Here is a 24,281-nt window from a genome sequence, read left to right as displayed (position 1 = left end):
CCGATGCGCCCACAATTTCGGCGTGGTCTTGGCTAGACTGCTGCGCAACTAACCGACCTCAAGGAATAGGCCTTGAAGAGAGGTTTTGGAGCGGGCGGCATGCGGACTGGACCATTGCGCTACTGGACGGGCTTGCTTGGCATGGTCTTCGTTTGCCTTGCGGGGACGAGCGCCGCGTTCGCGGAAGCCGCACTGACAGACAAAGAGATCAAGGCGTCCTACCGCGTCGGCGTGGCATCGATCGATCTCGGCACGTTCAACCTGACCGCCAACGTGGGCCGCAAGGATTACACCCTCAAGGCGAAGGGCGAATTCTCGATCCTCGCGGGTCTCCTCTACAGAGCCAATGGCAAAGCGCGAAGCAACGGCACGCTTCTCGATGCGAGACCCGCGCCGCAGCGTTTCGACTTCTCATACGCCGACAGCAACAAGACGCAGGCGCTGCAGATCGACTTCAATGGGACGGCTCGTCCCGCGGTAACACGAACGCCGAAGAAGCGGCGCGACAAGAAGGCCGTGCCTCTTTCGGACGCGCAGCTTCGCAACGTCCTCGATCCGCTGACAGCTGCGTTCCTATCCGTTCAGGCGCGCGTCCCTGCAGGAGACCTCGCGGTCTGCAATCAGACCCTGCGGGTGTTCGACGGCAAACAGCTCTTCGAACTGACCCTCTCGCCGAAGCGCACCGAAGAACTTGGTCCGAAGGCAGCCGGCGGCATCCCGGCCGCGGCCGTCTGCGCGGTCCGCTACCAGCCGATCGGAGGCCACCGGCCCGAAAGTTCGGCGGTGACGTTCTTGGAGAAAACCGAGGGCATCGAGGCGTGGCTGGTGCCGGTCCAGGGGACCGAGATGGTCGTGCCCTACAAGGTGGTTGTGCCGACGTCGTGGGGAGACGGCATGGTGAAGTTGACCGCGCTGAAGACGGAGCCCGCCGCGCGCCGGGCCAACGCCCGCTAAAGCGCCTCGCTCTCGAACAGCCTGTCGATATTGCCCTTCCAAGGACCCTCGTAGGCGGCGATGAGGCGATCCGCCTCCGTCCGGCCGCTCTCGACGATCTCCATGAGAGGACGTAGCATGTGCGTCTCGTCCTGGCCCTTGTCGTTGCGTTGGGCACGCCGCAGAAGGCCGCCTTCCGCCAACGCCAGAACCTCCCGGGCAAGGTCGCGAACGGTGCGGCCCCGGAACGGCGTGGCCAGCCCGGTGCGCGGCACGGCAAGGCGCATCTCGTCGCGCTCCTCCTGCGTCCAGCTCGCGATCAGCGACGCTGCGCCGTCGAGTGAGGTCTTGTCGTAGAGCAGTCCGGCCCACAGGGCCGGAAGACCCAAGAGGAGGCCGAAGGGTCCGGCGTCGGCGCCGCGCATCTCGAGAAACTTCTTGAGGCGTACCTCGGGGAAGAGCGTCGTGAGGTGGTCGGCCCAATCGTCGATCGTGGGACGCAAACCGGGCATCGCTTCCAGCTTGCCGGCGAGGAAATCGCGGAACGAGGCGCCGGAAACATCGATATAACGCCCGTCGCGATAGACGAAATACATCGGTACATCGAGCGCGTAGTCCACGTATCGCTCGAACCCCATGCCGTCATCGAAGGCGAAGGGGAGCCCTCCGGTTCTGTCCGGATCGGTATCCTGCCACATCTGGGCGCGGTACGACTGAAACCCGTTCAGCTTGCCTTCCGTGAAGGGGGAACTTGCGAACAGCGCCGTCGCGACGGGCTGAAGAGCAAGGCCGACACGCAGCTTGCGCACCATGTCCGCCTCGTCGCTGAAATCCATGTTCACCTGCACGGTCGCCGTGCGGAACATCATGTCGAGGCCATGGCTCCCGCGCTTGGGCATATACTGCATCATGATGCGGTACCGGTCCTTCGGCATCACGGGTATCTCGTCCAGGGTCCATTTGGGCGAGAACCCGAGCCCGAGAAAGCCGATCCCCAGTTGATGCGCGACGGAGCCGACTTGACTCAAATGCTGGCGGAGTTCGGCTTCCGTCTCGTGGATGGTCTTGAGCGGCGCGCCGGACAGCTCGAACTGTCCACCGGGCTCCAGGCTGATCGATCCGCCGATGGGGCAGTCCGAGCAAGACAGCGCGATGATCTTGCCGTTCTCCCGCACGGCATCCCAGCCGAAACAGTTGTGATGTGCTTCCAGCAGCGCGCCGATTCCGCGAGGGCCTTCATACGGGACCGGTGAATTGTCCGTGACGTTGAAACCGAACTTCTCGTGCTCGGTGCCGATACGCCAATCGGACGGCGGCTTGCACCCCGACTCCAGGTACCCGACGAGTTCATCGCGCGACTCGATGATGAGGCTCTTGGGCCCGTCCACGCGTGTCGACATGTTTAGGAGAACTCCGCTTGGGTCGTTTGGAATATGGAGGCCGATGGCCGCTGCGCACCGGCGCGCCCCGCGGGACGCAGACAGGTTACACTATAGCGGGTCAGTATATCGTACGGAGCGACCGGCGCGGCAAGAGACAGATGCGTGCCATAACGAAGCGTTGATCGGCGCCTCGCCCGACGGTCGATCTGCCCAATCCGGGCTCAGACCATCATGCGATGGTAGAGGTCGAACATGATCCAGAGGCTGCCCCCCACCATGATGAAGATCAGGACGAGCGCGAACGCGAGCGCCACGAGGTTCTCGCGCGGGGTCGTCTTGAAATCGATGTGGAGGAAGAAGGATAGATGTACCAGGATCTGCAGCACGGCGAGCGCCGCAATGATGATCAGCGTGGTCTCGCGCGGCAGCACACCCGTCGCCGCGAGACCGAAGGGTATGGCTGTCAGAAGGACGGCCAACGCAAGCCCGATCAGATAGGGCTTGATGGTGCGCTCGATTTGAAGGCCCGACTTGATCTCCATCACAGCACCCCCGGCAGATAGACAACGGAGAAGATCACCACCCAGATGATGTCGAGGAAGTGCCAGAAGAGGCCAAGCCGCATGAACCGCGAGGCGACCGGCGCCGTGAGGCCTTTGAAGAACACTTGAGCGAACATCACGACGATCCACACGAGGCCTACGCTGACGTGGAATCCGTGCGTGCCGACGAGCGTGAAGAAGGCCGACAGGAAACCGCTGCGGTCCGGCCCCGCGCCTTGCGCGATCATGCCGGTGAACTCGCCGATCTCCAGAAAGATGAAGCCGGCGCCCAAGAGGAAAGTGACGGCGAGCCAGAGCAGCACCTTGCCGCGGTCGCCGGCCGAGAGCGCGACGGCGGCCACACCGAACGTCGTGCTGCTCAAGAGCAGCAGCGCCGTCTCGGCGGCGGCACGATCGAGCTCGAACACATCCTTGGGCGTCGGCCCGCCGGCCGTATTGCCGACCATGACCAGATAGGTGGCGAAGAGGCAGGCGAAGATGACGGCGTCGCTCATCAAATAGAGCCAGAAGCCGAAATCCTTCTCCTCATAACGCTCCGCGTCACGCGGGCTGATCGTCATCCTGGCGACACTGCTCATTCGGCGGGCTCCGGCGCGGGCTCGCCGGCAAAGCCGGGCTCGTCCGCCATCTCGTTTTTCGGGGCTTTGGCAAGCTGGGCGAAGCGCTCATCTTCGATGGCCTTCACCTCGCTTGCGGTCATGACGAACTCATCGTCATCGTCGGATGCACGGTAGATAATCGCGGCCGCGATTACCGCCAGCGACAGAAGCGCCAGCCACCACATCCACCAGATCGCGGCGAAACCAAAGACGCCGCCGGCAACGCCGATCACGAGACCAGCATAAGTGTTCTTGGGCATGACGATGTCTTCGTATTCGGCCGGACGCTCGTAGGCGACGCCGCGCTGCTTCATGTCCCACCAGGCGTCCCGACTCTCCACCTTGGGCAATACCGCGAAATTGTAGGGCGCCGCCGGGGAAGACGTGGCCCATTCGAGCGAGCGGCCATTCCATGGATCGCCGCTGAGGTCGAGCGCCTGGTTCCGCTCGCGAATGCTGACGACGAGTTGCACGGCGAGACAGATCATGCCGAGCAGGATGATGAAGGCGCCGATCCCGGCGACGATGAGATGAGGCTGCCATGCGGCGATGTCGTAGTGCTCCATGCGGCGCGGCATGCCGAGCATGCCGAGCACGTAGAGCGGCATGAAGGCGACGTAGAAGCCGACGATCCAGCACCAAAAGGCGCGCGTGCCCCATTTCTCGTTGAGCTTGAAGCCGAACGCTTTGGGGAACCAGTACATATAGCCGGCGAGATAGCCGAACAGCACGCCGGGGATGATCATGTTGTGGAAGTGCGCCACGAGGAACGTCGTGTTGTGCATCAGGTAGTCGATCGGCGGCAGGGCCAGCAACACGCCAGAGAGCCCGCCTATGACGAACGTCACCAGGAAGCCGATGGTGAAGAGCATCGGCGGTTTGAAGATGATGCGGCCGCGATACATGGTCAGCAGCCAGTCGAACACCTTCACTCCCGTCGGCACCGAGATGATCGTGGTCATCGTTCCGAAGAACGAGTTGACCTTTGCGCTCGATCCCATGGTGAAAAAGTGATGCAGCCACACGGTGAAGGACAGGAGGCCAATGGCGCAGGTGGCGAGCACCAGCGAGATGTAGCCGAACAACCGCTTTTGGCTGAAGGTCGAGACGACCTCGGAGAACACGCCGAAGGCCGGCAGGATGAGGATGTAAACCTCCGGATGACCCCACAACCAAAACAGGTTGATGTAGTTCATCATGTTCCCGCCCATGGCGTTCGTGAAAAAGTGGAACCCGAAGTTCCGGTCGAGAATCAGCATGGCGCACGCCACGGTGAGCGCCGGGAACGCGAAGATGATCAGGACCGACGTGATGAGAATGGTCCAGGTGAAGAGCGGCAGGCGGAACATCGTCATGCCGGGCGCACGGTTCTTGATGATCGTCACCAGGAAATTGATGCCCGTCATCGTGGTGCCGAAGCCCGCGATGAACACCATCCATAGCCAGTAATCGACGCCGACGCCGGGCGTGTACTCGACGCCGGAATACGGGGGATAGGCCGTCCAGCCCGCGGTGGAGAACTTGCCGACGACGAGCGAGATGAGCATGAGCCCCGCCCCGGCCGTGGTGAGCCACAAGCTGACCGAGTTCATGAACGGGAAGGCCACATCCCGCGAGCCGATCTGCTGCGGCACAATGAGATTGGCCAGACCCGATAGAAACGGCATGGCCATGAAGAAGATCATAATCGTGCCATGCGACGAGAAGATCTGATCGAAATGGTCCGGCGGCAGATAGCCTTCGCTGTTGTAGGCGATGGCCTGCTGGCTGCGCATCATCGCAGCGTCGACGAAGCCGCGCAGAAGCATGACGAGCGCGAGCATGATGTACATGATGCCGATCTTCTTGTGATCGACGCTCGACACCCACTGGGTCATCACCATGCGCCAGGCGCCGAAATAGGTAATGGCTCCGGCGACCGCGAGCCCGCCGAGCACGGTCACCGCGGCGCCGGAGGCGGCGACGGCGCTATAGAACGGCAGGGAATCGATTGTCAGTCGTCCGAAGATATCCACTGATCTATTCCGTCGTTTCGGCTTGCGAATGATGCGGCATGCGGTCCATGTCGCCGTGGGACCATTTGGCGATAATCTTGTCGAACAGCCCCGGCTCCACACCTGAATAGTAGGTCACCGGTACCTTCTGACTGGGCTTCGCCAACGCGTCATACGTGGCCGCGTCGAGCGACTTGCCCGCTTGCTTCGCCTTCTCAACCCAGGCATCGAACTCTTCTTTCGACTGGGCGTGAGTCTGGAACTGCTGGTCGGCGAATCCGGTGCCGCTGTATTGAACGTTGCGGCCCCAGAACGTGCCCTCCTCGTCGGCGAGAAGGTTGAGCCGCGTCTGCATACCGGCCATGGCATAGATCTGCCCGCCCAGTTTGGGGATCACGAGTGAGTTCATGACGGTGTCGGAGGTGATCGTGATGCTGACGGGCGTACCGACCGGCATGGCCAGTTCGTTGACCACGGCGATGTTTTGCTCGGGATAGACGAACAGCCATTTCCAGTCCTGCGCGATGGCCTGCACTTGAAGCGGCTTCACGCTGGGGTCGATCTCCGTGTAGGGATCGAGCTTGTACGTGTACTCCCAGAGATGGAAGGCCAGCCAGACGACGATGGCGGCTGGAATGCTCCAAACAATGATTTCGGCAGGCCAATAGAAATCGAAATTCGGGGTGTACCGTGCTTTACGGTTTGTTCCGCGATAACGCACCGTGAACCACGCCGCCATGACGAAGACCGGAATGATCACGATCATCATGATGGCGGTTGCTTTGAAGAGGAGGTCGCGCTCGGTCAGCGCGATGGGACCGGTGGGATCGAGCGTGGGTCCGTCGGCCACACCGCACCCCGCACAAAGCACCGTTAACCCTGCAACGGCGATCGCGACCGTCGCACGGGTCGTCCATCGAAGTGAGCGTGCGTGTCTGACGATCATTCCTTCGCTGCTTCGATCCATGGGCGCTGCGGCAAGACTGCATGCAACCGTAATGGCTTACGGGCGCTATTGCGAGGATAGACCACGCTTGGTGCACAACCTGTGACAATCGAATCACAGAGTTTCATCGATTTGCAAGCAGACTAGCGCCAATCGCCGCATACGGCGTTGACAAGTGTCAGACATGCGACCGCCGCGGTATCCGCGCGCATGACTCGCGGACCGAGAGAGATCGGCAGCACGAAGTCTCTCTCGAGCAGAAGATCGCGCTCTTCGGGATCGAACCCGCCCTCAGGCCCGATCAAGACCGCGTGCGGACGAGATGTATCCGACGCCAACGCCTCGAGCGGCGAAGCGGTAGCAGCCATCTCGTCTGCGAAGACAAGGCGCCGCTCCGGGTCCCATGCATTCAGAACGTCGTCGAGCCTTTGCGGGGCGCGCACCTCCGGCACCCGCAGGATGCCGCATTGTTCCGCCGCCTCGACGGCATTCGCCTCGAGGCGTTCGACCTTGACCCGCTCGGCGATGGTGCGCCGCGTGATCACCGGCCGCAGAACGCTGGCGCCCATCTCCGTCGCCTTCTGCGCCATGTAATCCACGCGCGCGCGCTTGATTGGCGCGAAGAGATAGTGGAGGTCGGGGCCCTCTTCCTGAGGCCGCGTTTGGTGCTCGGCGACAAGTGTCATGGACTTCTTGCCGACAGCGGCGGCTCGGGCGCACCACTCGCCGTCGCTTCCATTGAACACCAGGACGTAGGAGTCCGGCTTAATCCGAAGCACATTCGCAAGGTAATGCGTCTGGTCACGGTCCAGCGCTATTTCCGCGCTCGGTAGAAGCGGGGACTTGACGAACAGCCGTGGCAGTTTAGAGGGCATGGACGACACGCGGCAGAACAAGCGAGACGGCAGGACACATGACACGTCCGAAGAATGAAGGCAAAGCCGGCGCTCCGGCCGATACGCCTGTGGCCGATGCCCGAGCCGAAAACTGGGCCGACCGCTACGCGCCGGCCTGGGCGCTGCCGTATCTGCGGCTCGCCCGTGCGGACCGGCCGGTGGGCTTCTACCTGCTGGCGCTGCCCTGCTTCTGGTCGGTGGGTCTGGCGGGCATTCACTCGAGTGCGGCCTACCCCGATCCCGTCCTGCTGCTGCTATTCGCCGTCGGCGCCATCGTGATGCGCGGTGCGGGCTGCACCTATAATGACATTGTTGACCGGGACATCGACGCGAAGGTCGCCCGCACAAGGTCACGGCCGCTGCCGAGCGGTCAAGTCTCGTTAACGAGCGCTGTTGCTTTCATGCTGGCCCAGTGCCTCGTCGGTCTTGGCGTGCTCCTCAGCCTCAACACCTTCTCGATCTGGCTGGGCTTTGCCGTCATCCCCATCGTGGCGCTGTACCCCTTCATGAAGCGGATCAGCCATTGGCCCCAAGCCGTGCTCGGGCTGGCATTCAACTGGGGGGCGCTGATGGGCTGGGCGGCGGTCACGGGCCGTCTCGATTGGGCGCCGGTGGTGCTTTATGTGGGCGCTGTCGCCTGGACCGTCGGCTACGACACTATCTATGCGCACCAGGACCGCGAGGACGACGCGTTGATCGGCATGAAATCGACCGCGCTGCGGTTCGGCGCCGACACCCGATATTGGCTGAGCGGTTTCTACGCGGTGACGATAGCGGCCATGGGGCTCGCCGGCTGGCTGTCCGGCGGCGGGCCGCTGTTCTTCGCCGGCCTCGCCTTCGCCTGCGGCCAGATCCTGTGGCAAATCGCGACGCTCGACATCGACGACGCCGACAATTGCCTTGCCCGTTTCAAGTCCAACCGAGACTTTGGTTTGATTGTTTTTTTCGCAATTCTGGCCGATATGACGCTTGTATCTTCCCTCTAGAGGGACGATGTGACGGGAATGGACGATTGGCCCGGGAAATGCACGGGCGACTCACCTAAAGTTCCCGCAACGCAAGCGGGCCCCGGTGCGTATCGCATCCGAGGCCCGTGTGACGCCTTGCTGTTAGCTTCCTTATTGGCTGCCTTGAGGTAGCCTTGATTGCGTAGATGGTGCCACGGAAGACTTCCCGGACGCTTAATGGACGTCATTAACGACCGGTAGCTTCCAGCATGGTTTAGAGAGTGTTCCTATCCCGCGATGACCGCGATTACGCACAACAAGACCCACGAAAAGGCGCATGGATCGTCGCCTAGCCGCGAGCAGGATTTCGATATCCTCGGTCGTGCGGTACGCGAGGCCGGGACCCTGGCGTCGAGCTACTTCAAGGAGTCGCCGAAGGCCTTCACGAAGGCGGACGGTTCTCAGGTGAGCGAGGCCGACCTCGCCGTCGACGCCGCGCTGAAGCTCGACCTCACCACGCGCCGCAAGGATTACGGCTGGCTTTCCGAGGAGAGCCCCGACGACCGCTCGCGCCTCAAGTACTCTCGGGTCTGGATGATCGATCCCATCGACGGGACCGGCGCCTTCTTGCGCGAAATTGCCGAATGGACCATCTCCGCGGCCCTGGTCGAGGACGGCGTTCCGGTAATTGGCGTCGTTTACAATCCCGAGAAGGACGAGTTCTTTCACGCCATTCGCGGCGGCGGGGCGTTCCTGAACGGCAAACCGATCCGCACGACCGACCAAGCCACCTTGGAAGGGGCCCGGATGATCGCAAGCGGCGGTCTGTTCAAGAAGAAAATCTGGGAAGAGCCCTGGCCCAATGTCACGGCTCAGTGGGTGAATTCCGTCGCCTACCGTCTGGCGCTGGTCGCCGGCGGGCGCGGAGACGCCACCATCTCGCTGACGCCCAAGGCGGAATGGGACCTGGCGGCCGCGGCCGTGATCGTTGAAGAGGCCGGGGGCGTGATCACCGATCACCGGGGCGCGCCGCATGCCTACAACAGCGAAAATCCAAAATTTCCCAGCCTTGTCGCCAGCGGCATCGCCCTCCACCCTGCGCTGATCGAACGCACAAGCCGCGTAGACCTTTAGATCACAATTCGGCACATTGCCCGGCGAACACACGAGCTAGGGGGATTTCGCATGGCTGCAGACAAGGGTGCATCGGGAACGGCGGAGAACGGCAAGCAGTTGCTGCATCTCGTCTTTGGCGGAACTCTGACCGAACTGGACAAGGTCCACTTCGACGATCTGAGCAAGTTGGACATCGTCGGAATCTATCCCAGCTACGCTACCGCCTACGATGCATGGAAAGACGCCGCACAGCGGTCCGTGGACGATGCCCATATGCGCTACTTCATCGTGCACCTTCACCGCCTGCTTGATCCGGAGGCGACCTAGCCGATAAGCGGCACACCCTCCCTGCGCCGGCGTGCCTCGAGCGCTGGTCTCGAGGGGCTTTTCGCCGCAAACGGCCCATGGCTCTGGTGACGGCTCTCGTGCTAGACAGGGGAACCAGGAGGCGGGCCGAGCTCGCCATGCCTCACAAAAACCGGGATAACCCTTGAAAGACAACGTCTTCATAGATGCCCGCGTGGCTGCACGCGGTACCGACGAACTCGCGGGCCACCGCTACACGACGGCCGAGATCGTCAAGCGGATTTGGCAGGAGCATCTCCGCCCCCATAAGGCACTGCTCGCCTGCGGCGCGGTCGCGATGCTGCTCACTGCGGCGACGACGGGTGCCATTCCGTTCGTGATCCAACGCACGGCGGACGAGATCTTCGTCAACAAGAACGCGGATGTGGTCCTCTACATCACCATCGCGATCGTCGTCATCACAGTGGTCAAGGCGATCTCCGAGTATGTGGCGGATGTGACCGTCGGCTATCTCGGCCACCGGTTCATCGCGGACTTGCGCCTGCAGATGTTCAACAAGCTGGCCGAGGCCGACCTCAGCTGGATCCAAACCGTCCATTCGGGCCGCATTCTTTCCGGCTTCCTCAACGATGCGACCCTGATCCGCGCCACGGCCAGCCGGACGATCGTCACACTCTTCGAGAACGCCTTCAAAGTCGTAATCCTTGTGGGATCGATGTTCTACATGGCGCCGCGCCTATCGATGCTAATGCTGATCTTTATGCCGTTCGCGTGGTTCATGCTGTCTCGGCAACGCCGGAAGATGCGCAAATCGACGACCAAGTCGCTACAGGAAACGGGCGACCTATCCGCGCTCGTGACACAGACGCTGCAAGGCATGCGCGTCGTGCGGGCCTACAAGCAGGAAGCGCAAGAAGAGCAGCGGGCTAGCCTGGCGATCAACCGGGCCTTGGAGTTCACGATGCGGGGCATGCGTGCGCGGGCCCTGTCGAGTCCCGCGATGGAGCTCATCGTCGGTCTCGGCTTCGCCGCCGCCGTTTACGTGGCCGGCATCCATGGCGTACGGGGCGAAGCGACCCTCGGCCATTTCATGGGCTTCACCACGGCGGCATTGTTGATCTACGGACCGCTCAAGAGCCTGGCGACGCTGCAAACACAGTTGCAGGAAGGTGTCGCCGCGGCGAGCCGCGTATTCGGCATCGTCGACCGCGAGAGCAAGCTCGTCGAGGCGGCCAACGCCAAGCCGCTCGAACTCACCGAAGGCAAGGTCGAGTTCCGCGATGTCGGGTTCTACTACGACCCGGAGAATGTCGTGCTGGAGGGCGTGACGCTGACCGTCCCGCCGGGCAAGACCGTGGCGCTTGTGGGCCCGTCCGGCTCCGGGAAGAGCACGCTTGTGAATCTCGCGTTGCGATTCTTCGATCCCCAGGAAGGTGCGGTCCTCATCGACGGCCAAGACATCAAGGATGTCACGGTCTCCTCGTTGCGGGACGCGATCGGTCTCGTGACCCAGGACCCGGTTCTGTTCGACGACACCATCCGCGCGAACATCGCCTATGGCGCGAAACCTCTGGTCGAGGAAGAAGTTGTCGCGGCAGCGAAGGCCGCAGCGGCGCACGACTTCATCGTGGGATTGCCGCGCGGCTATGACACCCGTGTCGGCGAGGCAGGTACGCTCCTGTCCGGCGGCGAAAGGCAACGCATCGCCATCGCGCGGGCAATCTACAAGGACGCGCCGATCCTCATGCTGGACGAGCCGACAAGCTCGCTCGACTCCGAGTCCGAAGCCAAGGTTCAGGCGGCGCTTGAGAAGCTCATGCAGGGGCGTTCGGTGCTTATGATTGCCCACCGCCTGTCCACGGTGAAGAAAGCCGATCTCATCTGCGTGCTCGACAAGGGGCGCATTGTCGAGACAGGGCGCCATGACGAGCTCGTCTCGCGCGGGGGGCTCTATACGCGGCTGCATCGTACCCAGTTTGGCATCGCCGGTGCTCTGGAGCAGGCATCCGCCGACGAGGCGGCCGCCGTCCCCGTACCTGGCGAATAGCGGCGCTTCGGGATGGTGAAGCGTTTTCTCGCATCCGAGCAAGGCACGGCTTTCCTGAGCAAGCTCGCCGCCGGTTATATCCGGCTCGTATACGGCACCAGCACCGTGGTGCGCGAACCGGAAGACACGGACGCAAAGCTCTTTGACCAGCACCCGCAAATTCTGGCCATGTGGCACGGCCAGTTCATGTTGCTGCCCAATCTCAAACCCGAGCGCCCGGCCGAGGTGAAGGCCATGGTCTCGCGCCATGGAGACGCCGAACTGATCGGCGACGTGCTGCGCCGCTTCGGTATGGACCTGATCCGCGGCGCGGGCGCCGGAAAACGCAAACGCAACCGCGGCGGCGCGACGGCGATGCGGGAATCCCTGCGCGCGCTCGAAGCGGGCGCGACCGTCGCGATGACGGCGGATGTGCCGCCCGGGCCTGCCCGGCGCGCGGGCACTGGTATCGCAACGCTCTCGGCGAAATCCGGACGCCCCGTGGTGCCGTTCGCGATCGCCACCAGCCGGGCCGTGAAGCTTTCGACCTGGAGCGCCTTCACGATCAACCTGCCGTTCTCGACGCTGGCCATCGTCATCGGCGACCCCGTCGCACCCCCGCGTTCGGAGGACCCTGCCGACATCGAAGCGGGACGCAAGGCCATCGAGCAGGCCCTCGCCGAGACGACCGCGCGGGCCTACGCGCTTGCCGGCGCCGCCGATCCACTCAGCCCCGAAGAGAAGGCGAAGCCCGGCGCCGCGCTCAAGACCTACCGGCTGGCGACACAGCTGGCCGCACCCGTCGCCCCTTTGCTGCTGGCGTGGCGGACGCGCAAGGGCAAGGAGGAACGCGACCGGCGCCCCGAACGCTACGGGATCGCGGGCACGCCTCGTCCCAGCGGCTTCCTCGTCTGGTTCCATGCAGCATCCGTGGGAGAGACGAATGCCGCGCTCCCGCTGATCGAGCACATCGCGCAGGCGCGGCCGGACATCCGTATCTTGCTGACAACCGCCACGGTGACGTCGGCGCGCCATGCGCGCATGCGCTTGCCCCAAGGCGCGATCCATCAATACGTTCCGCTGGACCGAACCAGCTATCTCAAGCGCTTTCTGGACCACTGGCGTCCCGATCTCGCCGTTCTGGTGGAATCGGAGGTGTGGCCCAACCTCGTGCTCGAGACGAAGGCGACCGGCATCCCGCTCCTTCTGATCAACGCGCGCATGTCCGGGCCTTCCTACAAGAGATGGCGGCGGCGCCCCGGCATGAGCCGGCCCATCTTTTCGGCCTTCGACCTCGTGCTGGCCCAGAACGAACGGCTTGCCGAGCAGATGGCACAGCTCGGCGCGCCCAAGTCCTACGCGGCCGGCAATCTGAAGGCGGACGCGCCCCCACCGCCCGTGGACGCCGCGGCGAAGGCGGACCTGTCGGCTGCGTTCTGGGGACGGCCGGTCTGGCTGGCGGCCAGCACCCATCCCGGCGAGGACGAGATCGTCGGGGCGGCCCACGCCAAGATAAAAGAGACGCTGCCGGATATCGCCACCATCATCGTGCCGCGTCATCCCGAGCGCGGCACCGCCATCGCCGAGACGCTGCGGTCCCGCGGCCTGAAGGTCACGATGCGATCGCAAGGCGGGAGCATCGATGCCAACACGGATGTCTATGTGGCGGACACGATCGGCGAGCTCGGCGTGTTCTACGCGCTCACGCCCGTCGCTTTCATCGGCGGGTCCCTGGTCAAGCACGGGGGCCAGAACCCCGTGGAGGCGATCAAGCTCGGCGCCGCCGTCCTGGCCGGTCCGCACGTGCATAATTTCCGCGAGATGTATGCGGACCTGCTGAAGGCGGGAGGTGCCCGGGAGGTCGCAGATGCCGCCACCCTTGCCGATGCGGTGCTCGACCTGCTTCAGAACGAAGTGGCCCGCAAGGAAGTCCACGCCAAGGCCGAGGCCTGCGTCGCCATGATGACCGGGGCCATGCCGAAAACGCTGGAAGCGATCGAAGCCTACTTCCCGGAGAAGGTGCCGCTGCAACATGCCTCTTGAGACACCCTCCTGGTGGTATGGCAAGCGCGGGAGCCTCGCCAAAGTCACGCTCGCCAAAGTCATGCCCGTCCTGCTCTCGCCCGTCGCCGCGTTCTACGGCCGGAGCGCCGCCTCACGCCTGGCACAAGAGCCGGCTTACCATTCACGCCTGCCCGTGATCTGCATCGGCAACTTCACCTCCGGCGGCGGCGGCAAGACTCCGACGGCCATTGCTCTGGCCGGGCTGCTCAAGGCCATGGGCAAGGCTCCCGCCTTCCTCACGCGCGGCTATGGCGGCAGCGCCAAGGATGTGGTCCAGGTCGCCGGGCACGATGCGAGCGAGGTCGGCGACGAGGCCCTTCTTTTAGCCGAGGCAGCGCCGACATTCGTTTCCGCGGACAGGGCTGCGGGCGCAAAGGCGATCGAAGAAACGGGCGCCGACTTAATCGTCATGGATGACGGGTTTCAAAATCCGGGGCTGGCGAAGGATCTGTCGCTGATCGTAGTGGACGCTGGCTCGGGGCTCGGCAACGGGAAGGTCATTCCAGCTGGCCCGTTGCGCGCGCCGCTAGCCGTCCAGATGCCGTATGCCGATGCTCTGCTCGTCATCGGCGAGGGCAAGAAGGGCGATGCGCTCATCAAGCGCTTCGAGGCGGCCGGCAAGCCCGCCTTGCGCGCGAAGATCACGCCCAATTGCGACCCGCGCTGGCTCACCATCCTGCCGGCGATCGGCTTTGCGGGGATCGCGCGGCCGTCGAAATTCTTCGCGACGCTGAAGTCGAACGGAGCGCGCCTCGTTGCCAGTCACGGCTTCGGCGATCATCACCGCTTCACCGAGAAGGAAGCGCGTCGCCTGCTGGACGAGGCCGAAGCCAAGAAGGCGATGCTGGTGACGACCGAAAAGGACTGGGCGCGTCTCAGCGAGGATGACGACGATGAAGACGAGAGCGCTGTTGCCGAGCTGAAGAAACGCTCGCGGCCGTTCCCGATCGTCATCACGTTCGACGACGAGGATGCCGTGAAGGCGTTGCTTGAAGAGACGCTCGAAAAGGCGTCTTCAAAAAAGTAGCAGCTAGGTTTTCTCGGAGGTCTCGCGGACCCGCTTCAGCGAGGCGGCGGCGTCCACGTAGGGCTCCTGCAACGCGACGCTCCAATAGCGCAGCTCATCGAGCGGAATGGCGGTCCCTGTCACCGCGCAGCGGACGAACTCGCCCGGCGTGACCACCTGCACCTCTCCATCCAGATAGCGGAGCTTGGCTTCACCCTTGAAGCCGAAATTGCGTTCGAAGCGATTCATCACAGTCGTGGTCTTCCTCGTTTCGGGCACCTTAGCGTCAGCACGGGGCACTTGCCAGCGCTAGAGCAGGCTGCCCTGAGAGCCCTCAGGTTCCGATTTGGCTTTCTTCCGAGCGGTCCCAGGTACTTTTGGTTTTGCTGCCGCAGGCGCCCCAGCTGTGCCGCCTACCACCTGGACACCGATATGGCCATCCGAGAACTGAATGTCGAGCGCTTCGCCGCTATGCACGGCGCGGGCGCTGCGCACCATCGAACCCTCCGCGTCCCGGACAAGCGCAAACCCGCGCGCGAGGACGTTCTGATAGCCGAGTGTGCCCAAGAGCTTCGCCTGCGCATCAAGCCGCTGGCGTGCGCGCTCCACACGGGCTTGGATCGCCCGCGAGCGGTCCCGGTCGAGGCGCTTCAGCAGGTCGCGCGCCGTGGCAGCCTGACGGGCCACAAGCCCTGGCCGCAAGGCGGCCGCCGTCCGCGCCAGAACCGCCCGGTGGCTGTTTGTGTTCGCCCGCAAGGACTGGAGCAGCCGGCCGCTCGCGGTATCGAGCCGCTGACGCGGCAGGCCGAGGATGGCCTCGCGGCGGGGCAGCCCCCGCGCCGATGCCGTGACCCGGCTGCGCCAATGCTCCAGCGCCCGGCGCATCGTGCCGGCCATGCGCACGCCGTAGGTCTGCACCGCGCTCAAAAGCTCGGAGCGCACCGGGACCGCGCGCTCGGCGGCGGCGGTCGGGGTTGGGGCCCGGTAGTCGGCCACAAGGTCGATCAAGGTCCAGTCGGTCTCGTGGCCGACGGCGGAGATCAGCGGAATCGCACTCGCGGCCGCGGCCCGCACGACGATCTCCTCGTTGAAGCCCCACAAATCCTCCAGGCTGCCGCCGCCCCGCGCCACGATGATGAGGTCCGGGAGAATGCCTTCGGTCGCCGCGCCCGCGTTGAAGCCGGCGATGGCGGCAGCGACCTCCGCCGCGCAGGTCTCGCCTTGCACCCGCACCGGCCACACGATGACATGGGAGGGGAAGCGGTCGCCGAGGCGATGGAGAATGTCGCGGATGACGGCGCCCGTGGGCGAGGTCACCACGCCGATGACGTCCGGCAGGAAAGGCAGCTCCTGTTTGCGCGCCTCGTCGAACAGGCCTTCGGCGGCAAGTTGCTTCTTGCGCTGCTCCAGCAGCGCCATGAGCGCGCCCGCGCCCGCCGGCTCCAGGTCCTCGATCACGATCTGATATTTCGACCCGCCGGGATAGGTGGTGATCTTGCCCTTGGCGACGATCTCCAGCCCTTCCTCGGGTTTGAATTTCAGCCGCGAGAACGTGCCGCGCCAGACGACCGCCTCGATAGCCGCGCCTTCGTCCTTGAGCCGGAAATAACAGTGGCCGGAGGCATGGGGCCCACGATAGCCCGAGATCTCGCCGCGCAGACGCACGAGGCCGTAGGCGTCCTCGACCGTGCGCTTCAGCGCAAAAGCCAGCTCCGACACCGAGTATTCGGTGACGTTGGTCGGCTCAGGCTGTGGATTGCGGGGTGCCATTCGGGGCGTCTCTTTTTCTAAACTGCCGTTGTCGTGCTAAGAGCGCGACGTCCTTCACGCGGCATGACCTTACCATTAGGGCATACAGGCGCAGGGTTGGCGGAACAAGCGGGGCAACGACAGTCGTGAACGTACTTCTCATCGGCGGCGGCGGGCGCGAGCATGCGCTGGCATGGAAACTGGCGCAGAGCCCTCTCCTCGACACGCTCTACTGCGCGCCCGGAAATGCAGGCATCGCCGAGACGGCCGAATGCGTCTCTCTCGATGTGGGCGATCATGGCGCGGTCGCCAAATTCTGCGACGAGAAGAAGATAGGGCTTGTGGTCATCGGCCCCGAGGCGCCGCTGGTGTCCGGACTCTCTGACGATCTGGCGGCGCAAGGCCTCCCCGTGTTCGGCCCGTCCAAGGCGGCGTCGGCGCTGGAGGGCTCGAAAGGCTTCACCAAGGATTTGTGCACCGAGTTCGGCATCCCCACCGCTGCCTACGGCCGCTTCACGGATGCCGCCTCCGCCAAGGCCTATCTCGCGGGGCAGAAGCTGCCGATCGTCATCAAGGCCGATGGTCTTGCGGCCGGCAAAGGCGTCGTCATCGCAGAGAGACTAGACGAGGCCGAGGCCGCCATCGACGCCTGCTTCGACGGCGCCTTCGGGGATGCCGGTGCGGAAGTGGTCGTCGAGGAATTTCTGAACGGGGAGGAGGCGAGTTTCTTCGCCCTTGTCGACGGCGAGACCGCGCTGCCGCTTGCGACGGCCCAGGACCACAAGCGCGTCGACGACGGCGACCTGGGTCCGAACACGGGCGGCATGGGCGCCTATTCGCCGGCTCCCATTATGACAGACGCCCTGTGTGCCCGGACGATGGACGAGATCATCCTGCCGACGGTTGCCGCCATGAAGGCGCGCGGGACGCCGTTCAAAGGCGTGCTCTATGCGGGGCTGATGATCGAGGATGGGGCGCCAAAGCTCATCGAATACAATGTGCGCTTCGGGGACCCGGAGGCGCAGCCGCTGATGATGCGCCTGAAGTCGGACCTCCTGCCCGTGCTGCTGGCGACCGCGCAAGGACGGCTCAACGGTGTGACGCTGGATTGGGAGGCCGATGCGGCGCTGTGCGTGGTGATGGCGGCCAAGGGCTATCCCGGCGCCTACGACAAAGGGACCGAGATAAGGGGACTCGAGCGGGCCGGTGCCGATCCGCGCACCGCGATCTTTCATGCGGGCACGACGCGCGACGGATCGCGGATTTTTGCCACCGGCGGCCGGGTGCTCGGCGTGACGGCGCTCGGCGAGGACATCGCGACGGCGCAGACCCGCGCCTATCAAGCGGTGGACGCGATCGACTGGCCCGGCGGGTTCTGCCGCCGCGACATAGGCTGGCGAGCGCTGAAACGCGGCGCTTGATGCTTCGTCCGTCGGCGGCGCATTAGGGAGAAATTCACCGTAAGCCCCTATGAAGAGCGCAGGGCACCGTTTCGCCTCTCTTTTGTCACCGGGAAATGTTGTCTTTTCACGATGACGTCACTATCTCCAAGTCAAGTAGATTCCTAACCAGGACCCGAGACTCGCACGATGACATTCGACACACCCCTGACAAAGAAGACCGTTTCCGGTGTCGTGGGCGTCGGTGCGATTCTTTTCTATCTGTGGCTGCTGACCTGGTCGGCGCCCGCCAAGGCCATGGGCGGCGTGATCGCGGGGCCCGAAGCGCCCGGCGTCAACGTCCATCAGGTCAAGAGAATTTTCAAACGCGACCGCACCCCCGTGTATCCGTATTACGCCCAGGGTCCGGGCCGTAAGGGCTGGTCGTCCTATATCGGCTTCGTGCCGTATAGCTGGGGCAATGTCGAGAACGAGGCGATTCAGCGGAACCAGTATCCCATGCGCTACTGGCCGCACAATCAGAACGCCCCGCTTCCACGTCCTTATCGCTAAGCTCTAGCGCTTTTCCCCACTCCCTCGTCCGGCGCTTGTTGCGTCCGCGTTTGTGCTCGAACGATCAACGGCGCGCGGCGAAGAAGTCCCGTAGCAGCGACGACGACGCCGTCTCGCCAATGCCTCCATAGATTTCGGGGACATGGTGGCAGGTGGGCTGGCTGAAGAAGCGTGGCCCATGTTCAACCGCGCCGCCCTTGGGATCGCTCGCGCCGAAATACAGACGCCTTACCCTCGCGAAGGAAATCGCGCCCGCGCACATAGCGCAGGGTTCGAGCGTCACGTAGAGATCGCAGTCGATCAGGCGCTCGCTGCGAAGCGCCGATGCCGCCGCCCGCAAAGCCAGAATTTCCGCATGGGCCGTGGGATCGCGCAGTTCCAGCGTGCGGTTGCCAGCCTGCGCCAGCACCGACCCGTTCGTATCGACCACGACCGCCCCGACCGGCACCTCGCCGCGATCGGCCGCGGCGCGCGCTTCGTCCAGCGCCAGATCCATCGGCGTCGATTTGGAGCGCTTGCCGGAGGCGCCATCTTCTGCAAGCTTCGCCGTCATGAAAGCCAAGGTGAACGAACGGACGACCGGCGGTCAAGCGCCGCGGAAACGGGCACGCACGCGCCCCGCCCCGCCCAAGCGCGAGATGGAGCCGATGCGGATCGCCAAGGCGATCGCCCATGCCGGGCTGTGCTCCCGGCGCGACGCGGAGAAATGGATCGAGGCCGGCCGCGTCTGCGTGAACGGTACTGTCCTGACGAGCCCTGCGCATGTGGTGAGCAGCGAAGACACAATCCTGGTTGACGGGGAGCCCCTCCCCTCCCTGCATGCGCCGCGCCTGTGGCGCTACAACAAGCCGAAGGGCCTCGTGACCAGCCACAAGGATCCGGATGGCCGGCCGACCGTTTTCGCCAATCTGCCCGACACGTTGCCCCGCGTGGTGTCGGTCGGCCGCCTCGACATCAACACCGAAGGCCTGCTGCTGCTGACGACCGACGGCGCCTTGGCGCGTCATTTGGAACTCCCGAGCACGGGCTGGGTCCGGCGCTACCGCGTGCGCGCGCATGGCCAGGTCAGCCAGGATGCGCTCGATGCCCTCAAGAGCGGCGTCACGATCGACGGCATCCGCTACGGCCCCATCGACGCCAAGATCGAACGGACACAAGGGAGCAATCTCTGGCTGCTTATCGGTCTCCGCGAGGGCAAGAACCGCGAGGTGAAGCGCATCGCCGCTCATCTGGGCCTCAGCGTGAACCGGCTGATCCGCACCTCCTTCGGTCCCTTCTCGTTGGGCGATCTGCCGGCTGGGGCGGTCGACGAAGTCAAGCGCAAGGTGATCGCCGATCAGCTCGGCGCGACGCTCGCCCGCGAGTTGGGCGTGAAGACCTGATGCGCATCGTCGCCGGGCGCTTCAAGGGCAAGTCGCTCGATGCGCCCAAGGGCTTGAACACGCGCCCAACGTCGGACCGAGTCCGCGAGGCACTCTTCAACGTGCTCACCCATGGCGCGCTGGAGATTGCGTTCGAAGACGTGCGCGTGCTCGACCTGTTCTCCGGCTCCGGCGCGTTGGGGCTGGAGGCGGTGTCGCGCGGCGCCCGGTACTGCCTCTTCATCGAGGAGGACGCCGGCGCGCGCGGCACGATCCGCCGCAATGTGGAGGCCTTGGGGCTCACGGGCGTGACCAAGATCTGGCGGCGCGACGCCACCCAGCTCGGCCCCGTGGGCACATTGAACCCGTTTGACTTGGTGTTCTGCGACCCGCCTTATGGCAAGGGATTGGGCACGCGTGCCTTGCAAAGCGCGCTCGATGGCGGCTGGCTTGCGCCGAATGCCGTGATCGTGCTGGAAGAACGGGCGGGAGAGCCGCCGAACTGGCCGCACGGTCTGGTAGAGATCGACCGGCGCCGCTATGGCGACACCGAGATTGCGATCGCTCGATACGAGTGTTGAAGGAGCTGACGATGCGACTATGGGCATTCACCTGTCTCGGTTTGGTTCTTGCCGCCGCCTCCCCTGCTGGAGACTCCTTCCAGACCGGCGATTGGCAGGGGCGCGCCAATTTCAACGGGGAAGGCACCTTCACCGATTGCACGGTTCTCATGCCAGATCCCGAGCACACCACGGTCGGCTTCGTCATGACCCATGGAAACGATTTCGGCATGATTGTCGCCGACCCGGCCCTCAAGCTGGAGCCGGGAGGCCAGAAACCCACGCTGATCCACGTGGAAGGGATCGATTCGGTCGCGGCGATTGCCGACGTCGTCGCGGACAACGGCGTGCTCATTCCGCTTGAGAACGGTGGCGCACTCGCGCTCGCCATCGGCGAGGGCAAGGAGTTTCGCGTCAATATTCGGGAGAAGGAATTCGTGCTTCAGCGCCCGAGGACCGGCGAGGCTCTCAAGGCCTTGAAGGCGTGCGTCGAAAGTCATCGCGGCAAGAATCGCGTCGAGCTGTGAGACGCGCCTAGCGGCGCTGAAACAGCTTCTCGATATCGGTGAGCTTCAGCTCCACATAGGTGGGGCGGCCGTGATTGCACTGGCCGGAGAACGGCGTCTTCTCCATATCACGCAGCAGCGCGTTCATCTCCTCGGGCGACAGGCGCCGTCCGGCGCGGACGCTGCCGTGGCAGGCCATGGTGGAGAGGACGTGATCGAGCCGGTCGCGCAAAACTTGCGCACCGCTTCCGTCTTCGGCTTCCATGAGGAGCCCCGCAAGATCGCTGAGGAGCGTCCGCGTATCGCAATTGCCGAGCAGAGCCGGCACTTCCCGGACGGCCAGGGCCTGCGGTCCGAAACTTTCGACGACGAGACCGAACCGCTCCAGCTCGTCCACGGCTCCGAGCAGGCTGTCGAGGGCCTCGGGCGCCATCTCCACGATGTCGGGGATCAGCAGCATCTGCCGGGCCACGCCGCCGTTTTCGAGCGCACTTTTCAGGCGCTCATAGACCAGCCGCTCATGGGCGGCGTGTTGATCGACGATGACAAGCGCATCGCCCGTTTGAGCGATGATGAAGGTGTCCTGAATCTGGGCGCGCGCGGCGCCGAGCGGATACGCGTCCGTGGGCTCCTCGGCCGTCATGGCCCCGCGCATGTCCGCCGAGGGCGCCGCGACGCCTCCGAGCGGCGCTTGCGCCTGGTCGCTGAAAGCCACCCTGTCCGGCGTTGGGTAGGAGGCCCTTTGAGGCCCGGAATACGCACGCGGGCCGCTCTGATAGACGCGCGGTCCGCTGTCCTCCGGCGGCAAGCCGTATTCCGCCGGGCGCATGCGCTGCAAGGCCTCGTGTGCAAGACTTCCGGTCGCCCGGTGTCCGGCCTCGCCCAGGGCGTCCCGCACAGCCCCGATCAGCAGCGACCGCATGCCGTTGGCGTCGCGGAATCGCAGCTCGGTCTTGGCCGGGTGGACGTTCACATCCACCTCTTCGGGCGGGATATCCACGAACAGCGCGACCATGGGATAGCGGCCGCGCGGCACGAGGTCGCCGTAGGCCGCGCGAACCGTGCCGGCGATCAGGCGGTCGCGCACCGGGCGGCCGTTGACGACGAGATAGATGCTGAGCCCGTTCGGACGGTGAAGCGTCGGCAGACCGGCATATCCCTCGACCCGAACATGGCCGCGGGTCGCAGAGACCGGGAGCGCGTCGTCCACGAACTCCGCACCCAGGATGCGTCCGAGACGCGACAAGCCATGGTCGAGAAGTCCCGGCGGGCAGGCCTCCAGCCGTAGCGTGGTACGCTCGCCATTGGACAACGAGAACGCCACCTCCGGGTGGGCCAGGCCCAAACGCTTCACCACATCTGTGATGGCGGTCGTCTCGGCCCGTTCCGATTTCATGAATTTGAGCCGGGCGGGCGTGGCGTAGAAGAGGTCGCGCACCTCAACTTCCGTGCCGGCGGATCGGGCGGCAGGCTTCAGCGGGGCCTTGCGGCCGCCATCGACCTCGATAGTGAACGCGTCGGCGGCGTCGCTGGCCCGGCTGGTGATGCGGAGCTTGGCCACGGCACCGATGGACGGCAGCGCCTCGCCTCGGAAGCCCAGCGTCAGGATATGAGAGAGGTCCTCTCCCTTGAGCTTGGACGTGGCATGGCGCTCCACGGCAAGCTCCAAATCGCGCGCGTCCATGCCCGCGCCGTCATCGGCCACGCGGATGAGCTGGAGGCCGCCCCCGCTCACGGTCACGTCGATACGGGACGCTCCCGCGTCGATCGCGTTTTCCACCAGTTCCTTCACGACGCTTGCGGGCCGCTCGACCACCTCACCCGCGGCAATGCGATTGATGAGGTTCGGCGGCAGCTGACGAATGGCCATGCCTTGCCTCTCATGCCCCGAGCCGACGCGCCTCGCGTCACTTCGCCGGGCGCGGGTCTCACCTTACCCGATTCTGTGGCGGAGAGAGCCTAGCCTGGCGCACCTTCGGCGACGGGCTCCTCGACGGGCTGGCCCACAATTGTGGTGATGAGCTGGTCGGCCGCGAGCAAACGGGCCGCGACGCGCTTGATGTCGTCAAGCGTGACCGCCTCAATCAGCGCGTTGCGCTTGGCGACATAGTCGATGCCCAGATCCTCGATCTGAATCCACAGAAGCTGATTGGCGATGCTCGACGAGGACTCGAACCGCAAGGCGTAGGCGCCGGTAAGATAGGATTTGGCCGCATCGAGCTGGTCCTCGGTCAGACCGTTCTCCGCCACGTCCTCCAACTCGTCCTGGATAACCTTCAGGGACTGGCCGACCGCCTCGTTCTTTGTCGCGACATTGCCGACAAAGACCGATCCGTGCCGGTAGGGAAACAGGTTGGACGTCACCGAATAGGCGAGCCCCCGCTTCTCGCGGACCTCCTCCATCAGCCGCGAGGAAAAACCGCCGCCGCCGATGATGTAATTCAGGATGTAGGCCGGGATGAAGTCGTCGTCGTGCCGCGCGATGCCGCGGAACCCGAACTGCGCAACGGACTGCGGAACATTCATTTTGATGACTTCGCGTGCGGGGCCGAGCGGCGGCGTGGCGTCGTCCACGTCCCGCAGGTCCGCCTTCTCCGGCAGCCCGCCGAACAGGGTATCCAAAGCCTTGCCGAGTTCCTCGGGCGTGATGTCGCCGACCGCGGAAACGACGAGCTTGTCCCGTGCGAAGACACGGTGGACATAGTCGTGGAGATCGTCGGCCGTTATCGCGCTGATGGACTCAAGCGAACCCTTGACCGGACGTCCATAGGGATGGTCGCGAAACGCGAGGCGATCCCAGGCAATGGAGGCGACCGTGGCCGGGTCGTTCTCGTCGTATTTCAGACCGGCCAGGATTTGCGCCTTCACGCGCGCCGTCGCTCTTTCGTCGAAGCGCGGCTCCGTCATGGCGAGACGGGCCAGATCGAACACTTCGTCCTTATTTTCCGTCAGGGTCTGCAGCGATCCCAGCATCACGTCACGGCTGGCGTCGAAATCCAACTGCATGGCCAAGGACTCCGCGCGCTCCTGGAAAGCAGTCGCATCGAGTTCACCCGCGCCCTCGTCCATCATCGAGGTCACGAAATAGGCCTGACCCTCTTTGCCAGGAGCATCCTGGGCCGCACCGCCGAAAAAGGCGAAGCGGATCGAGATCAGCGGGTTGACGTGACTCTCTACAAGCCAGGCTTTGATTCCGCCTGGGCTCGTGACTTCCTGGATACTCATCATCTTTCCTTGAGCGGTCTCTTTAGCCGTCGGCGCCGGCGAATCCGGCAACGCCTTCTGCGCCATCGCGGACGGCGCGAGATACATCTGCGCGGCCATAGCGAGACACAGGCAGACCATTGTCAGCAACGTGCGGACCGTAACCGGCAT

Annotated in this window: 23 protein-coding genes; 12 read left to right on the top strand and 11 right to left on the bottom strand. The window is 64.3% G+C overall.

The features are described 5' to 3' along the window. Window positions 1-99: 99 nt before the first annotated feature. Entirely contained in the window at window positions 100-954 is an 855-nt protein-coding gene (locus GL4_RS04735) for a DUF3108 domain-containing protein (RefSeq protein ID WP_082025473.1), read from the top strand. On the opposite strand, the gene GL4_RS04730 is transcribed toward GL4_RS04735, so the two are convergent. The 6 genes from GL4_RS04730 to GL4_RS04705 form a co-directional block, all read right to left on the bottom strand. Further along, window positions 951-2,333: a glutamate--cysteine ligase gene (locus GL4_RS04730; RefSeq protein WP_045365108.1), complete on the bottom strand. Its 1,383-nt coding sequence runs from the start codon at window positions 2,331-2,333 to the stop codon at window positions 951-953. The genes GL4_RS04735 and GL4_RS04730 overlap by 4 nt on opposite strands. Window positions 2,334-2,536: 203 nt before the next feature. Then, entirely contained in the window at window positions 2,537-2,857 is a 321-nt protein-coding gene (gene cyoD, locus GL4_RS04725; RefSeq protein WP_045365105.1) for a cytochrome o ubiquinol oxidase subunit IV, read from the bottom strand. After that, entirely contained in the window at window positions 2,857-3,456 is a 600-nt protein-coding gene (gene cyoC / locus GL4_RS04720; RefSeq protein ID WP_052464123.1) for a cytochrome o ubiquinol oxidase subunit III, read from the bottom strand. Before cyoC ends, cyoD begins: the two co-directional genes overlap by 1 nt. Further along, the gene (locus GL4_RS04715) at window positions 3,453-5,486 is read right to left on the bottom strand and encodes a cbb3-type cytochrome c oxidase subunit I (RefSeq protein WP_045369464.1); all 2,034 of its coding nucleotides are present in this window, start codon (window positions 5,484-5,486) and stop codon (window positions 3,453-3,455) included. The genes cyoC and GL4_RS04715 overlap by 4 nt, the downstream gene beginning before the upstream one ends. A 10-nt stretch (window positions 5,487-5,496) precedes the next feature. After that, the gene (gene cyoA / locus GL4_RS04710) at window positions 5,497-6,321 is read right to left on the bottom strand and encodes a ubiquinol oxidase subunit II (protein ID WP_052464122.1); all 825 of its coding nucleotides are present in this window, start codon (window positions 6,319-6,321) and stop codon (window positions 5,497-5,499) included. Between the two features lie 239 nt (window positions 6,322-6,560). Further along, window positions 6,561-7,292 (bottom strand): 16S rRNA (uracil(1498)-N(3))-methyltransferase, encoded by a 732-nt coding sequence (locus GL4_RS04705; RefSeq protein ID WP_045369462.1) that lies wholly within the window; start codon window positions 7,290-7,292, stop codon window positions 6,561-6,563. Window positions 7,293-7,330: 38 nt separating this feature from the next. On the opposite strand from GL4_RS04705, the gene ubiA reads away from it, so the two are divergent. The 6 genes from ubiA (at window position 7,331) to lpxK (ending at window position 14,799) form a co-directional block, all read left to right on the top strand. Beyond that, window positions 7,331-8,299, top strand: a complete 969-nt coding sequence (gene ubiA / locus GL4_RS04700; RefSeq protein ID WP_045365102.1) for a 4-hydroxybenzoate octaprenyltransferase — start codon at window positions 7,331-7,333, stop codon at window positions 8,297-8,299. A 258-nt stretch (window positions 8,300-8,557) separates the two neighbouring features. Next, window positions 8,558-9,394 carry a 3'(2'),5'-bisphosphate nucleotidase CysQ gene (locus GL4_RS04695; protein ID WP_082025472.1) on the top strand — a complete coding sequence of 279 codons (837 nt, stop codon included), beginning with the start codon at window positions 8,558-8,560 and terminating at the stop codon, window positions 9,392-9,394. Window positions 9,395-9,445: 51 nt separating this feature from the next. Continuing rightward, window positions 9,446-9,703, top strand: a complete 258-nt coding sequence (locus GL4_RS04690) for a DUF4170 domain-containing protein (RefSeq protein ID WP_045365099.1) — start codon at window positions 9,446-9,448, stop codon at window positions 9,701-9,703. 163 nt (window positions 9,704-9,866) lie between these two features. Further along, entirely contained in the window at window positions 9,867-11,729 is a 1,863-nt protein-coding gene (locus tag GL4_RS04685) for an ABC transporter ATP-binding protein (RefSeq protein ID WP_052464121.1), read from the top strand. Window positions 11,730-11,741: 12 nt separating this feature from the next. Then, window positions 11,742-13,751: a glycosyltransferase N-terminal domain-containing protein gene (locus GL4_RS17110; RefSeq protein WP_082025471.1), complete on the top strand. Its 2,010-nt coding sequence runs from the start codon at window positions 11,742-11,744 to the stop codon at window positions 13,749-13,751. Further along, window positions 13,741-14,799 (top strand): tetraacyldisaccharide 4'-kinase, encoded by a 1,059-nt coding sequence (gene lpxK / locus GL4_RS04675; RefSeq protein ID WP_082025470.1) that lies wholly within the window; start codon window positions 13,741-13,743, stop codon window positions 14,797-14,799. Before GL4_RS17110 ends, lpxK begins: the two co-directional genes overlap by 11 nt. Before the next feature lie 3 nt (window positions 14,800-14,802). Here lpxK and GL4_RS04670 read toward each other — a convergent pair whose 3' ends face one another. Together GL4_RS04670 and xseA are read right to left on the bottom strand one after the other, a co-directional pair. Continuing rightward, window positions 14,803-15,030 carry a DUF2093 domain-containing protein gene (locus tag GL4_RS04670; RefSeq protein WP_045369453.1) on the bottom strand — a complete coding sequence of 76 codons (228 nt, stop codon included), beginning with the start codon at window positions 15,028-15,030 and terminating at the stop codon, window positions 14,803-14,805. Window positions 15,031-15,087: 57 nt separating this feature from the next. Then, window positions 15,088-16,548: an exodeoxyribonuclease VII large subunit gene (xseA, locus tag GL4_RS04665; protein WP_045365096.1), complete on the bottom strand. Its 1,461-nt coding sequence runs from the start codon at window positions 16,546-16,548 to the stop codon at window positions 15,088-15,090. A 125-nt stretch (window positions 16,549-16,673) separates the two neighbouring features. Here xseA and purD point away from each other — a divergent pair, with 125 nt between their 5' ends. Then, on the top strand, window positions 16,674-17,948 hold the full coding sequence (gene purD, locus GL4_RS04660; RefSeq protein WP_045365093.1) for a phosphoribosylamine--glycine ligase: 1,275 nt from the start codon (window positions 16,674-16,676) through the stop codon (window positions 17,946-17,948). Between the two features lie 168 nt (window positions 17,949-18,116). Continuing rightward, window positions 18,117-18,479, top strand: coding sequence for a hypothetical protein (locus tag GL4_RS04655; RefSeq protein ID WP_045365090.1), 363 nt, complete (start codon window positions 18,117-18,119; stop codon window positions 18,477-18,479). A 64-nt stretch (window positions 18,480-18,543) separates the two neighbouring features. Here GL4_RS04655 and GL4_RS04650 read toward each other — a convergent pair whose 3' ends face one another. Then, window positions 18,544-19,032, bottom strand: a complete 489-nt coding sequence (locus GL4_RS04650) for a nucleoside deaminase (RefSeq protein WP_425283184.1) — start codon at window positions 19,030-19,032, stop codon at window positions 18,544-18,546. Here GL4_RS04650 and GL4_RS04645 point away from each other — a divergent pair. From GL4_RS04645 to GL4_RS04635, 3 genes are read left to right on the top strand one after another with little or no spacing between them, the layout of a single operon-like run. After that, window positions 19,031-19,861 (top strand): pseudouridine synthase, encoded by an 831-nt coding sequence (locus tag GL4_RS04645; protein WP_052464120.1) that lies wholly within the window; start codon window positions 19,031-19,033, stop codon window positions 19,859-19,861. The two genes, GL4_RS04650 and GL4_RS04645, sit on opposite strands and share 2 nt — an antisense overlap. Next, window positions 19,861-20,421 (top strand): 16S rRNA (guanine(966)-N(2))-methyltransferase RsmD, encoded by a 561-nt coding sequence (gene rsmD, locus GL4_RS04640; protein WP_045365088.1) that lies wholly within the window; start codon window positions 19,861-19,863, stop codon window positions 20,419-20,421. The genes GL4_RS04645 and rsmD overlap by 1 nt, the downstream gene beginning before the upstream one ends. Window positions 20,422-20,432: 11 nt before the next feature. Continuing rightward, window positions 20,433-20,927, top strand: coding sequence for a hypothetical protein (locus GL4_RS04635; RefSeq protein ID WP_156137393.1), 495 nt, complete (start codon window positions 20,433-20,435; stop codon window positions 20,925-20,927). A 7-nt stretch (window positions 20,928-20,934) separates the two neighbouring features. Here the strand turns inward: GL4_RS04635 and mutL are convergent, their stop codons facing one another. Then, on the bottom strand, window positions 20,935-22,776 hold the full coding sequence (gene mutL / locus GL4_RS04630) for a DNA mismatch repair endonuclease MutL (RefSeq protein ID WP_045365082.1): 1,842 nt from the start codon (window positions 22,774-22,776) through the stop codon (window positions 20,935-20,937). 89 nt (window positions 22,777-22,865) lie between these two features. Beyond that, entirely contained in the window at window positions 22,866-24,281 is a 1,416-nt protein-coding gene (locus GL4_RS04625; protein WP_045365079.1) for a M16 family metallopeptidase, read from the bottom strand.

Origin of the sequence: Methyloceanibacter caenitepidi, from assembly GCF_000828475.1 — a bacterium.
Classification (GTDB): Bacteria; Pseudomonadota; Alphaproteobacteria; order Rhizobiales; family Methyloligellaceae; genus Methyloceanibacter; species Methyloceanibacter caenitepidi.
The sequence above is the reverse complement of the archived record's forward strand: the minus strand, read 5'-3'. Positions and strand labels throughout refer to the sequence as shown.

Excerpts from the sequence above, each read along its gene's own strand:
- GL4_RS04735 (WP_082025473.1), top strand. The coding sequence starts at position 100 with ATGCGGACTGGACCATTGCGCTACTGGACGGGCTTGCTTGGCATGGTC.
- GL4_RS04730 (WP_045365108.1), bottom strand. The coding sequence starts at position 2,333 with ATGTCGACACGCGTGGACGGGCCCAAGAGCCTCATCATCGAGTCGCGC.
- cyoD (WP_045365105.1), bottom strand. The coding sequence starts at position 2,857 with ATGGAGATCAAGTCGGGCCTTCAAATCGAGCGCACCATCAAGCCCTAT.
- cyoC (WP_052464123.1), bottom strand. The coding sequence starts at position 3,456 with ATGAGCAGTGTCGCCAGGATGACGATCAGCCCGCGTGACGCGGAGCGT.
- GL4_RS04705 (WP_045369462.1), bottom strand. The coding sequence starts at position 7,292 with ATGCCCTCTAAACTGCCACGGCTGTTCGTCAAGTCCCCGCTTCTACCG.
- ubiA (WP_045365102.1), top strand. The coding sequence starts at position 7,331 with ATGACACGTCCGAAGAATGAAGGCAAAGCCGGCGCTCCGGCCGATACG.
- GL4_RS04695 (WP_082025472.1), top strand. The coding sequence starts at position 8,558 with ATGACCGCGATTACGCACAACAAGACCCACGAAAAGGCGCATGGATCG.
- GL4_RS04690 (WP_045365099.1), top strand. The coding sequence starts at position 9,446 with ATGGCTGCAGACAAGGGTGCATCGGGAACGGCGGAGAACGGCAAGCAG.
- GL4_RS17110 (WP_082025471.1), top strand. The coding sequence starts at position 11,742 with ATGGTGAAGCGTTTTCTCGCATCCGAGCAAGGCACGGCTTTCCTGAGC.
- lpxK (WP_082025470.1), top strand. The coding sequence starts at position 13,741 with ATGCCTCTTGAGACACCCTCCTGGTGGTATGGCAAGCGCGGGAGCCTC.
- xseA (WP_045365096.1), bottom strand. The coding sequence starts at position 16,548 with ATGGCACCCCGCAATCCACAGCCTGAGCCGACCAACGTCACCGAATAC.
- GL4_RS04655 (WP_045365090.1), top strand. The coding sequence starts at position 18,117 with ATGACATTCGACACACCCCTGACAAAGAAGACCGTTTCCGGTGTCGTG.
- GL4_RS04645 (WP_052464120.1), top strand. The coding sequence starts at position 19,031 with ATGAAAGCCAAGGTGAACGAACGGACGACCGGCGGTCAAGCGCCGCGG.
- GL4_RS04650 (WP_425283184.1), bottom strand. The coding sequence starts at position 19,032 with ATGACGGCGAAGCTTGCAGAAGATGGCGCCTCCGGCAAGCGCTCCAAA.
- rsmD (WP_045365088.1), top strand. The coding sequence starts at position 19,861 with ATGCGCATCGTCGCCGGGCGCTTCAAGGGCAAGTCGCTCGATGCGCCC.
- GL4_RS04635 (WP_156137393.1), top strand. The coding sequence starts at position 20,433 with ATGCGACTATGGGCATTCACCTGTCTCGGTTTGGTTCTTGCCGCCGCC.
- mutL (WP_045365082.1), bottom strand. The coding sequence starts at position 22,776 with ATGGCCATTCGTCAGCTGCCGCCGAACCTCATCAATCGCATTGCCGCG.
- GL4_RS04625 (WP_045365079.1), bottom strand. The coding sequence starts at position 24,281 with ATGCCGGTTACGGTCCGCACGTTGCTGACAATGGTCTGCCTGTGTCTC.